Here is a 12,650-nt window from a genome sequence, read left to right as displayed (position 1 = left end):
GAAATGAAGGTAAAAGATATGGAACAATACAACGTAACAGGTATGAGCTGTGCTGCATGCCAGGCCAGAGTTGAAAAGGCGGTAAGCGCGATCGATGGTGTCGAAAGCTGCGCGGTAAGCCTTCTCACAAACTCGATGGGCGTTGAGGGCAGTGCATCCAGCGAAGAAATAATAAAAGCGGTTGAGGCCGCGGGATACGGGGCAAGTCTTAAATCGTCGGCGTCTAAGGCAGCAGGAACTAATGCTTCGGATGCAAGCGAGGATTCTCTAAAAGATACAGAGACTCCCAAGTTAAAAAAGAGGTTGATCGCTTCGATAGTTCTTTTGATCCCACTTATGTACGTGTCGATGGGACATATGCTATGGAACTGGCCGCTACCCGGATTCCTTGACGGAAACCATGTTGCGATGGGCTTGTACGAGCTTTTGATAGCTGGCCTTATCATGGTCATAAATCAGAAATTCTTTATAAGCGGTTTCAAAGGGCTTCTCCACAGGTCGCCCAACATGGACACGCTCGTTGCGCTCGGAGCCACAGCTTCTTTTGCGTACAGCGTATATGCGCTTTTTGCGATGACAGGCGCCGTGCTCACAAGCGACACCGACAAGATCATGTACTTCATGGATCAGTTCTACTTTGAATCCGCGGCGACAATACTTACACTTATCACAGTAGGAAAAACGCTTGAAGCCAAGTCCAAAGGCAAGACCACCGACGCGCTAAGGTCACTTATGAAGATAGCGCCCAAGACAGCCGTTCTTCTAAAAGACGGCGTGGAAAAAGAGGTTCCGATTGAGGAAGTTTCAGTCGGAGATAGATTCGTTGTAAGACCCGGCGACAGTATACCCGTGGACGGTATCGTAACAGAAGGCGAGAGCGCCGTGAACGAATCCGCACTTACGGGTGAGAGCATTCCCGTGGAAAAACAAGTCGGAGACAAGGTTTCCGCCGCAACGATAAACACCTCGGGATACATGGTCTGCGAAGCAACAAGAGTCGGAGAAGACACAACGCTTGCGGGAATCATCCGCATGGTGAGCGACGCGGCAGCGACCAAGGCACCGATCGCGAAGATCGCCGACAGAGTATCCGGCGTTTTTGTCCCTGTTGTAATCGCCATCGCACTTATCACATTCATCGTCTGGCTCCTTGTCGGACAGACCTTCGGCTATGCCATCGCTAGAGCAGTATCGGTGCTTGTTATAAGTTGCCCTTGTGCACTTGGGCTTGCAACTCCCGTTGCGATCATGGTCGGAAACGGCGTCGGAGCAAGAAGCGGAATATTGTACAAGACAGCAGCTTCGCAGGAGCTTGTCGGAAAGACACAGATCGTTGCGCTTGATAAGACAGGAACGATAACAACAGGGATCATGCAGGTTACAGACATTATCCCGATGAAAGGATCAGATAAAGAGGAACTTCTTAAGATTGCTTATTCACTTGAAGCTAAGAGTGAACATCCTATCTCGAAGGCGATCGCGACAAGCGCCGAGGAACAGGGGATCAAGCTTGAAGAGACAAAAGAGTTTGAGGCTTTGTCCGGAAACGGTTTAAGAGCTAAACTTGGTGACAGCGTGGTTGCAGGCGGAAATGCTAAGTTTATAGAGACGATCGCAGGTGACGCCGTCGCTTCACATAAAAGTACAATGGATGAGCTTGCTAAGCAGGGCAAGACGCCGGTTCTTTTTACCGTGAATAATGAACTTATCGGCATTATAGCCGTTGCGGATACGATAAAAGAGGATTCGGCAGAGGCAATCTCTCAGCTTAAGGAAATGGGAATCCACGTCGTGATGCTAACGGGCGATAATAAGATCACTGCGAAGGCGATCGCGGATCAGGCAGGTGTTGACGAAGTTGTCGCAGAAGTTTTGCCTGACGGAAAAGAGTCTGTGGTAAAAGAGCTTATGACTCAGGGCAAGATTGCCATGGTCGGAGACGGGATCAATGATGCGCCTGCACTTACTCGCGCGGACATAGGAATCGCGATAGGAGCAGGAACAGATATTGCTATAGATGCAGCGGATGTCGTTCTTATGAAGGGAAGCCTTCTTGATGTTGCGGCAGCTATAAGGGTCTCAAGAGCGACTCTTAAGAACATAAAAGAGAATTTATTCTGGGCATTCTTTTACAACGTTATCGGAATCCCACTCGCGGCAGGCTGCTATGTAGCTGCATTCGGCTGGACACTCAACCCGATGTTCGGCGCCGCAGCAATGGGACTTTCAAGCTTCTGTGTAGTATCCAATGCGCTTAGACTTAACCTTCTTAAGGTATATAAAAACACTGACAACACTAATGTAATAATAGAAAAGGAGAATAAACAAATGAATATCACAGTTAACGGAATGATGTGCGCACACTGCGAGGCACACGTAAAAAAGGCACTTGAGGCGATCGATGGGATCACAACAGCTACAGCTTCTCACGAGAAGAACCTTGTAACTATTGAAACAACCAAGGACATTGACGAAGCACTCATCAAAGCAGCTGTTGAAGAAGCAGGCTACGAGTACGGCGGAAAAGCCTGAGCCGGATGCACTTTGGGGAAGGGTTAATGGTCCATTTTAAAATCAGGTAAAAAAAGTTATATTTTAGGTAAAAAAAATACGTATTAAACGATTTGCTTTAGATGCAAAGTATAAGTGTAATGAATAACCTTATTTGTAAAGGAGGACGGTATGAAAAAGAGATTGGCGGCGATATTGATCGCTACATTTACACTGTGCAGCATCTTAAGCGGATGTGGAAAAACTACCGATTCATCAGCTCCTACAGGTGCCGATGATAGTGCGAAAGCCGGTGGTGCACAAACTTTAAAGATATGGTCTATTGCAACGGAGGGAGATTCGTCTCATCATGCTTATGAGGCAGCTATCGCTGATTATATGAGTGCACATCCCGATGTGACTGTTGAGATGGAAACCTTCGAAAACGAGTCTTATAAAACCAAGATCAAAACCGTTGCCGCTTCGGATGAATTACCCGATATTTACTTTACTTGGGGCGGCGGATTTTCACAGCCTTTTGTTGAGGCAGGCAAGGCTTTGAATCTGGATTCTTATTACACTGATTATCAGGATGAATTACCACAGGGAACTATGTCATATGCTACCTACGACGGATCTGTATATGGCGTTCCCTACGTGGTTTCTATTTCAGGAATTTTCTATAACAAAAAAATGTTTGAACAATATGGTCTTAGCGAGCCCAAAACCTGGGACGATCTGATGAACGTTACCAAAACTTTCTTGGATAACGGAATCACACCTTTTGGTGTAAGCATTAAGGAAGCATGGGTTATGGCAATGTTTAACGATGCACTTACTCTTAAGTGTGTAGGACCTGAGAAGCTTGATAAGGCATTTACAGGAAGCGGAACAGGATACGAAGATGCAGGATTTACGGATGCAGCTGAGAAGCTCAGCGAGCTCTTTAAGATGGGAGCATTTGATAAAAATGCGGCTGCACTTTCAAATGACGAAGCTGTTTCGGAATTTTTGGCAGGAACAGTTCCTATGTATGTGACAGGAGCATGGCTTGATGGTTCGATCCAATCCGGAGCAGAGAATCCCGATGACTTCTCATTCATGCCTTTCCCAGCATGTAGCGATCAGGCTGTTCTTGAGGACTCAATGGGCGGAGCTCAGGATATGTTGATGGTAAATCCCAAAACAAAGGATGCCGATCTTGCTGCAAACGCTGCTTTTGAGATAGCTAAGAGCCTGTCCAAGTACGGATATCAGGATGGTGCCGGTCTGGCAGCTTGGAAAGTTGATTATGAAGTGGAAGGACAGAGCCCTATTTCCGAGCGCATGGCAGAGTGCGTAAACGAGGCAAACTCACTGACAGTTTGGTCCGGAACACTCATGAGCGCAGAGGATTATACAGATTATCAGTCTGCTCTTCAGGAGTTCTTTGTTGGCAACATAGATTCAAAGACATTTGTTGAAACAATGAATAAGATGTTGACAGAGTAGGTGTTAACATGGATAAAGTCAGACACAACAAGGGGGCAGCAATTATATTGCTGCTCCCTGCAATAATATTATTTGTATCCATTATCATCATACCTATTATATGTTCCGGGTATTACAGTCTTACGGAATGGGACGGAATAAGGGATAAAGTATTTATCGGTTTTTCCAACTACCGTGAATTGTTCGAGGGAGAAGTTTTACGCGGTTCTATTAAAAACATGCTTCTACTGGCTCTGTGCGCTGTAGGTATCCAGCTTCCTCTCGCTCTTGTTTTTGCGATCCTGATATCAGGAGGAATAAAGGGCGAAAAGATGTATATGACGGTATTCTTTATTCCTGTTATGCTTTCGACAGTTGTGATCGGTCAGCTTTGGCTCAAGATATATAACCCGTCTCACGGGTTGTTAAATGGGATCTTAAGCATGATAGGTCTTGAGAATTATGCGGATTCTTGGCTTGGCAATCAGGGAAAAGTACTGGCGGCAGTCTTTGTCCCGATGATATGGCAATATGTCGGATACCATATGCTATTAATGTATGCAGGTATCAAATCCATCAACTCAGAGATAATAGAAGCTGCCAAAATAGATGGAGCGAACGGATTTCAGATTGCATGTCGCATAACAATACCAATGCTCATGCCGGTGCTTGAAGTATGTACTATCTTTGCGGTTACCGGTGCATTTAAGTCCTTCGATCTTATCTACATTCTTACGGGAGGCGGCCCTGCGCATGCTTCGGAAGTTCCGAGTACATTGATGTTTACTGAGATCTTTCAAAAGAACCATTATGGTGTCGGTAGCGCGATAGCTATTTTTATAATACTGATATGCTTCACTTCTGCCATCATTATCAAACGTATTTTTAAACGTTGGGAGGTGTGACAGTGAAGGAAAAGATAGCAAAAAAGATTAAGCACATTATCCTTATCATATGGTTGGTATTGTGTATATTTCCGCTATATTGGTTGTTGGCATTTTCGCTAAAAAACAACAATGAGATTTTTAATGGAAATCCTCTGGCACTTCCTAAGGTATGGCAGTTTGAAAATTATAAGAGCGCTATGTCGGTAGGAAACGTGCTCGTATATTTTAGAAACAGCATTTTTGTAACGGCACTTACGATAGTGATCGTGATAATCACTTCGGTTATGGCTTCCTATGCGCTCAGCAGACTTATATTTGTCGGAAGAAAGATGTTAAATATACTGTTTGTACTGGGACTTACGATCCCGATACATGCTGCGCTGTTGCCTGTTTTTTTGATACTGCAGAAAATAGGATTTCTTAACTCATATGCATCGCTTATAATCCCTTATTCTGCCTTTGCTTTATCTATGGCAATACTTATATGCAACAGTTTTATGGCGGGTATCCCTTACGAACTGGAGGACGCTGCCTGCATTGACGGATGCGGAACCTTGGGGATCTTCTTTAGGGTAATTGTTCCGCTGATGAGACCTGCACTTTCTACCATAGCTATTTTTACATTTCTTCAGGCGTGGAATGAATTGATGTTTGCAACTGTATTTATAAGCGATTCTCAGCATAGAACACTCACAGTTGGTATCCAAACACTTGCAGGCACTTATTCGACCAATTGGGGGCCAATAGGTGCAGCCCTTGCAATTGCAACATTCCCGACAATTGTAGTATATTTATTCATGAGTAACAAAGTTCAGCAAAGCCTCATTGCAGGAGCTGTGAAGGGGTGATTATGTTCAAAAATTTAAAGCATAGAATACTCTTTAAAGGTAATTTAAAAAAGCACATGCGCATAATGCTTGCGCTTATGCTTACGGGTTACCTCGGGGTATCTATGCTTTTCTTTTGCATTGTTCTTCAGCACAGGCTTATCCCGTATTACAGAAGCGTCAACGAGGATGCACTCGAGACCGCAAAGATAAGCTGTGAGAAGGTCTTTGAAAATCTAAGTTCCCTAAGTAAGATAATAATGTTTTCGGATGAGATAACGGCATACCTTACGGATAATAATTCATCGCATTACGCGCATACCAAGGAAGCCATAAGATATATGTATCTGTGCACCAATTACTATGACAAGATCGATTCGGTCTACGTGTTTAAAACAAACGGTGAATACGTAAATATCAATACATCATTCGGGCATGTGAGCGTTGACAGAGATAAGGTAAAAAACACTGATTGGATAAAAGATATTACGTCACTGGGCGGAGGATATCGCGTGCTTACAGACAAAAACGGATTATTTATCCGAAAAGACCGCGAATTCTTTACTTTTATCCGTGCCATCAATGATCTTGAAACATTGCGGCCAATAGGAGTGATAGCGATTAATTGTCCGCTCAGTCTTTTGGAAAGTGCTGTCGGAGACAGTGAGGATCTGGCACTGTTTGACAGTAACGGAAATGTTTTCTTCGGAGAAGAATTCAGTAAGCAGTTTATAGGTGAGCATCTGAGTGAGCTTGTTGAGGGGAATGATGACGGGAACGTTCATGCTCTTGATAAATATTCTATAGCAACGGCAAGCATTGCCAATTCCGATCTGTTTCTCATAAAGAAAATGGCAATATCCGTTGTGTCGCAGATGCAGAGGGAAATAATATGGCTACTTGTTATCCTGCTCATCCTGGCGGTGGTATTTATGTATGCTATGAATATGTATATGAGGATCATAGTGATAAGGCCGCTTGAGAAGCTTTCCGAGACAATGGATAAGGTAAAAGACGGATACATGCATCGGGCAGGACTTACAACTCAGGTCGATGAGATCAATATTTTAAAAGACAGCTATAACAACATGATCATAAAGATCAATGATCTTATCCTTGAACTGGTTGAGCAGGAGAAGGTTCTTGCACAGAGCAGATTGGATGTTCTGGTAGAGCAGATAAATCCGCATTTCCTTTATAACACGCTGGAAACCTTGGGCTATATGTCATTGGAAAGTGACAGGAAAGAAGTATATGAAGCGATAGTTAGTCTCGGAGATTTTTACAGGATATTCTTAAACAGCGGCGAAGAAATGACTACGGTAGAGCTTGAACTGGAAATGATACAGAACTATTTGAAGCTTCAGAAACTGCGTTATGATGACTTGTTTGAAGACTACTATGATATAAATCCCAGAGTCCTGAATATTCATATACCTAAGCTGATACTGCAGCCGCTTGTCGAAAATTCTTTATATCATGGGCTTCGCAAAAAGGATGAAAAAGGAGTTATCAGGATAACTGCGGATTTTGAAGATAATAATCTTGCACTTACCATTTATGATTCCGGAATCGGAATGACGGAAGAAGAGATAGAAAAGGTGATACACACAGACACCGGTGGCTTTGGCTTGTATAAGACCCTTCAAAGATTGAGTTACCTGTACAAGAGCGAAAACCTTTACAGGATCGAGTCAGTTAAAGGAGAGTTCTTTAAGATAACCTTACTTCTTCCGTATGATAAATGTTGATACATGAGGGAATCGTCATGCATAGAATAATGATAGTCGATGATGAAAAGGCCATAAGAAATCTGATAAAAAAACTTATTAAGTGGGATGAGCTTGATGCGGAATTTGTAGGTGAAGCAAAGAGCGGTATAGAAGCAATACAATTGCTCGACGATCTGATGCCGGACATAATCCTTGTCGACATCAGAATGCCCTTTATGGATGGACTTACCTTCATCAAGTACCTTCGAGAGATCTATGAAAATATAAGCGTTATCGTTATTTCCGCGTATTCTGATTTTGAGTATGCGAGACAGTGTATTGAGCTTGGCGTTGAGCATTATCTTTTAAAACCGATATCAGAAAATAAGCTGAATGAGACGGTCGCAGATTCGATAAACAGAGGAAGAAAAAGAATCAATGAAAGTAAGGAGTCTTCGCCTTCCGAATACAACATCAACCGCTACGTGGCCTATATGAAAAAGAACTATGCCAATCCTGAGCTTAGCATGTCATATGCCGCAAAGCACTTTGGGTTCAGCAGTGGATATTTCAGTAGAAAGTTTAAAGAAGTCACAGGAGAGACCTTTGTCGATAGCCTGACCTCGTATCGAATGGAAAGAGCAATGGAGATGGCTCTTAAAGGAGAACTTATGTACATGGCTGCCGAGGCGGTTGGAATTCCCGATGTAAGTTATTTCGGGAAATGCTTCAAAAGGCACACCGGCATGTCATATACCGAATATGCCAAGGATGGTCCCAAAGGACGGGGGTAATGGTTCATATTTTTTTAATTTGACAAAAGATGAAATGCGGACTAAATTGATTGTGTACAATCTAATATAATATTCATTCGTTAGTTTGGAGTCTAATTATGGATAAAAAACTTGCATTTCATAAACCGAATTTTGAAGAAGCTGCGGAGCTTTCCAAGATATATGCGCTAAGAGACAATAAGACCTGCGACAGCACTGTGCTTGATACGTATATCTGGAAAGGTCTGTATAATACGGAAGTTTATTATGAGGAGGGCGCTGCGCTCATTCTTATGAAGGATGAGAAGGGCTATTTTGCGGCGATGCCCTACTGCAGCGAAGAGGATCTTCCAAAGTATTTCGAGCTTTTAAGGCAATATTTCCACGAGGAATTAAAGAGTCCACTTAGGATCGACCTTGCGGATGAGGATGCGCTGAAAGCTTTGGGATTGTTTGGGAACCCCGAATATATCATTGAGGAAGAGACCGACCTTAAGGACTATCTCTACGATGCCGAGGAGCTAAGGAACCTTGCGGGAAAGAAGTTCCAGAAAAAGAGAAATCTCGTAAATAAATTCATGAAAGAATACGAGGGCAGATGGGAATACAAGACCATGTGCTGCGTCGATGAGTATTTCCTTGAAGAGTTCATGAAAAAATGGGTCGATAACAGAGTCGCAGAAGGTGCGGATAGCGAAGATATGCTTTTCGTGGAAAAAGACGGTATCATAGATATCCTTAGAAACTGCGATAAAGTTACGTTCAGAGTAGGCGGTATCTTCATAGACGAGATGCTTGAAGCATTTTCCATCGGCTCATATAACAGCAGGGAAAAAATGGCGGTTATCAGCGTGGAGAAAGGCAATTCCGCCATTCCCGGAATTTACCAGGTCATCAATCAGCAATTTCTTATAAATTCCTTTGAAGACGCAGAGCTTGTAAACAGAGAAGACGACATGGGACTTGAGGGTCTAAGGCAGGCCAAGGAGAGCTACAACCCGATCGGATACGCCAGAAAATACAGGGTTTGTGAGAAGAGCATATGATAAAAGAGTATTCGCAAAAGGATATTTTGGAAAAAGAGAATACGAGAGCGCTCTACGAAGAGTCTTTTGACGATCCGAAGGAGTTTGTCGATTACTACTATGAAGACAAATGCAGTGACAACAGGATGATCGTGAGCGAGGAAAACGGTGAAGTTATTTCGATGCTTCACCTTAATCCGTATACGGTGAATCTGTGCGGGACTACCGTTCAAAGCTATTATGTTGTTGCCGTCGCGACTAAGGAGAACAGACGTCACGAAGGGCAGATGTCGAGAGTTTTTGAAAAGACCTTTGAAATCCTGAAAAAAGAGCATATTCCTTTTATATATCTTTTGCCCGTGGACGAAGCAATTTATTCCCCTCTGGGCTTTGAGAAGGTATGCGATTTTTCTTTGGATAGGATCTCCTACTACGGGGAGATCAGGAAAAACTACGATATTTACTGCGAAAGAGACGACGATTATATCCGCAGGATGAACAAGGAAGAGGAACTCCGCAAGCTGGATAAGGGCGAAGTCCTTCCGGAAAGCCCTGTGATGATGGCGAAGATAACTGATCTTGAAGCTTTCAGCGCCGTTGTGGGAAAAGAGCTTTCTAGTGAGCAGGAAGCGCTGGCATGGCTTAAGGAAAAGAGAATTTATCTCTGCGAAGAAGTTTGAAACCGATAACAAAAAATGACAACTGAAAAATCGAAATATAAGAGGCTGCGGTTTCCATGTACTACTATCATTACTCTTAGATAGGTTACACCAACATAATGAGAGGTGGGTATTATGGAAATAGCACACAGAAAAGTCAACAAGCGGATACGCTTCACAGATGCGCAGGGCAATCCGCTTTCTAACAAGAGCATTGGCATAAAGCAGACCAATCACAAGTTTTTGTTTGGCTGCGGAGCCTTTGATTTTATTCCCTACGTACTCAAGGAAGAAGATGAATACAAGCAGATAACGGACAGCTGGCTGGAGATATTTAACTACGGCACGCTGCCTTTTTACTGGGGACAATATGAGACTGAGGAAGGCAAGCCCAATAAGGACGCGCTTATGAAGGCGGCCAAGTATCTTCAGAGCAAGGGCGCCAAGGTCAAAGGGCATCCGCTTTGCTGGCACACAGCCTGCGCGGATTGGCTCATGAAATACGACAACAAGACGATCATGCAGAAGCAGCTTGAGAGAATAGACAGAGAAGTTGTAGGCTTCAAGGGCGTTATCGACATGTGGGATGTTATCAACGAAGTCGTGATAATGCCGATTTTCGATAAGTACGACAACGCGATCACGAGGATCTGCAAGGAAAAAGGCAGAGTCGGCCTGATAAAAGAGGTTTTTAAAAGAGCTCATGCCGACAATCCCGATGCAGTTCTTTTGCTCAATGATTTCAATACTTCAACAAGCTACGAGATACTTATCGACGGCTGCCTCAACGCCGGAGTTCCGATAAGCGCCATCGGAATCCAGTCCCATCAGCATCAGGGATACTGGGGAAAAGAGAAATTGGAGGAGGTTCTTGAGAGATACTCCCATTTCGGACTTCCGATCCATTTTACGGAGAACACTCTGATCTCGGGCGATATCATGCCGGCGCACATAGTCGATCTCAACGACTGGCAGGTTGACGAGTGGCCTTCGACTCCCGAGGGAGAAGAAAGACAGGCAAAAGAAATAGAGGAGATGTATAGAATTCTCTTTTCACATCCTCTTGTTGAAGCCGTGACCACATGGGATTACAGAGACGGCGCATGGCTCAAGGCTCCGAGCGGATATATCAGACTAGATAATTCCAAGAAGCCTTCATTTGAGATGCTCAAAAAGCTTGTAAAAGAAGAATGGTGGACGGACGAGACAGTCACAACCGATGAAAACGGTTATGCTATCGTGAATGCATTTAAGGGTGACTACAAGATCGGCTGCGACGGCGTCGAAGTTGAAAAACAGTTCGTTGACGACAATGAAGAGGTAGTAACTTTAAAATGAGTAATAAAACGCATAAATCCGCAGTGATCAACATGACCGAGGGGAATCCGGTCGCGCTTATAATACAGTTTTCCATTCCAATGCTCATCGGTAATTTATTCCAGCAGCTTTACAATCTGGTGGATGCGATCATCGTAGGCCAATTTGTCGGCGCGAAAGCGCTTGGTGCGGTTGGTGCGACAGGCTCCGTGACCTTTCTTTTCTTTGCGCTCTGCAACGGAATCGGAAACGGCGGAGGCATCATCACTTCGCAGTTTTTCGGAAAAGGCGATGACGATGAGGTAAAAAGCTGCATCTCGAATACCGGATACATCATGATGGTATTCCCGACGATCGTAGGCATTATCGCATTTCTTTTGTCCGGAAAAATACTAAGACTTCTTGAGACACCGGCGGATATCATGGCGGATTCCGCGGCGTACCTTAAGATCATGTGCCTCGGTCTTGTTTTTGTATCGCTTTATAACTACGCATCATCCATGCTGCGTGCGCTCGGAGACTCCAAGACTCCGCTTTATTTCCTTATCTTTTCCTGCATACTAAATGCATCAATGGACGTGCTGCTTGTGTGCGGCTTCCATATGGGCGTTGTCGGCGCAGGCGTAGCGACAGTGGTAGCGCAGTTTGCTTCCGGAATAGGCTGCCTTATATATGCAATAAAAAGGAATGAATATTTCCATCTTGAGGGAAAAGATCTTGTGTATAGATCTCACATTGTTATTAAAGTATTAAAACTCGGAATCCCGCTTTCACTGCAGTTCTCAATGATCGCGATCTCTTGCATGGCGCTTCAGAGAGTGGTTAATTCCTTCGGACCTGTTGCCGTAGCGGCATTTACAGCAACCAGCAGAATAGAGCAGATAATTCACCTTCCTTATCAGACATTAAGCGCGGCACTTGCTACTTTTACAGGCCAGAACTACGGCGCGCGTAAGTACGATCGAATCACGGTCGGATTTAAGAAGTGCGTAATGATGATGGCAATCTTTTCCATTGCAATGCTGCCTGTAATGCAGCTGTTCGGAAAATATATAACAAGAATTTTTGTCGCAGATTCAGCCGTTATAAATATGGGCGCAAGAGCGCTGCAGATAACCAGTATCTTTTATATCATGCTCGGAACGATCTACATTGTAAGAGGCGTGCTTAATGGCCTGGGAGATTCTGTATTTGCGCTGATAAACGGAATCGTCGAAGTTATCGGAAGATTCATTGTACCCATACCCCTTACGGGAATCGCTGCGATCGGTGTCTGGGGCATCTGGTGGTCCGTCGGAATCGTGTGGTCCATGGCGGGCATCTCCGCTTGGATGCGGTACTTACAGTACAAAAAGAAAGTGATCCCCGAAGGCGGAGTTGCGGATCCAATCGGAACCGCGCAAATGAAAGCCTGAGTACAAGTGACATAAAATAAATTGCAAGAAATGCTCAGTTTTGCAGAGCATTTTTTGCTGTTCCGAAAAAATTAT

Annotated in this window: 10 protein-coding genes; all 10 read left to right on the top strand. The window is 44.0% G+C overall.

What is annotated here, in order from left to right; all coding sequences use genetic code 11:
- The first annotated feature begins 18 nt into the window (after positions 1–18).
- Positions 19–2,532: a heavy metal translocating P-type ATPase gene (locus tag D6856_RS13425; RefSeq protein ID WP_120687321.1), complete on the top strand. Its 2,514-nt coding sequence runs from the start codon at positions 19–21 to the stop codon at positions 2,530–2,532.
- 150 nt (positions 2,533–2,682) lie between these two features.
- Positions 2,683–3,981, top strand: coding sequence for an ABC transporter substrate-binding protein (locus D6856_RS13420; protein WP_120687320.1), 1,299 nt, complete (start codon positions 2,683–2,685; stop codon positions 3,979–3,981).
- An 8-nt stretch (positions 3,982–3,989) separates the two neighbouring features.
- On the top strand, positions 3,990–4,865 hold the full coding sequence (locus D6856_RS13415; RefSeq protein ID WP_120658045.1) for a carbohydrate ABC transporter permease: 876 nt from the start codon (positions 3,990–3,992) through the stop codon (positions 4,863–4,865).
- A 2-nt stretch (positions 4,866–4,867) separates the two neighbouring features.
- Complete coding sequence (locus D6856_RS13410) at positions 4,868–5,695, top strand: carbohydrate ABC transporter permease (RefSeq protein WP_243108340.1); 828 nt, start codon at positions 4,868–4,870, stop codon at positions 5,693–5,695.
- 2 nt (positions 5,696–5,697) lie between these two features.
- Positions 5,698–7,425 carry a sensor histidine kinase gene (locus tag D6856_RS13405; RefSeq protein ID WP_120687319.1) on the top strand — a complete coding sequence of 576 codons (1,728 nt, stop codon included), beginning with the start codon at positions 5,698–5,700 and terminating at the stop codon, positions 7,423–7,425.
- Between the two features lie 17 nt (positions 7,426–7,442).
- Positions 7,443–8,180 (top strand): response regulator transcription factor, encoded by a 738-nt coding sequence (locus tag D6856_RS13400; RefSeq protein ID WP_243114094.1) that lies wholly within the window; start codon positions 7,443–7,445, stop codon positions 8,178–8,180.
- A 98-nt stretch (positions 8,181–8,278) separates the two neighbouring features.
- Entirely contained in the window at positions 8,279–9,205 is a 927-nt protein-coding gene (locus tag D6856_RS13395; protein ID WP_120687318.1) for a DUF2156 domain-containing protein, read from the top strand.
- Entirely contained in the window at positions 9,202–9,864 is a 663-nt protein-coding gene (locus D6856_RS13390; protein ID WP_120687317.1) for a GNAT family N-acetyltransferase, read from the top strand. The genes D6856_RS13395 and D6856_RS13390 overlap by 4 nt, the downstream gene beginning before the upstream one ends.
- Positions 9,865–9,978: 114 nt before the next feature.
- Positions 9,979–11,181 (top strand): endo-1,4-beta-xylanase, encoded by a 1,203-nt coding sequence (locus tag D6856_RS13385; RefSeq protein WP_120687316.1) that lies wholly within the window; start codon positions 9,979–9,981, stop codon positions 11,179–11,181.
- Complete coding sequence (locus D6856_RS13380) at positions 11,178–12,575, top strand: MATE family efflux transporter (RefSeq protein WP_120687315.1); 1,398 nt, start codon at positions 11,178–11,180, stop codon at positions 12,573–12,575. Before D6856_RS13385 ends, D6856_RS13380 begins: the two co-directional genes overlap by 4 nt.
- Positions 12,576–12,650: the final 75 nt, after the last annotated feature.

The organism is Butyrivibrio sp. XB500-5, assembly GCF_003625505.1.
GTDB lineage: Bacteria > Bacillota > Clostridia > Lachnospirales > Lachnospiraceae > Butyrivibrio.
Note: the sequence above shows the minus strand (reverse complement) of the source record. Positions and strands in the feature narration are given on the sequence as shown.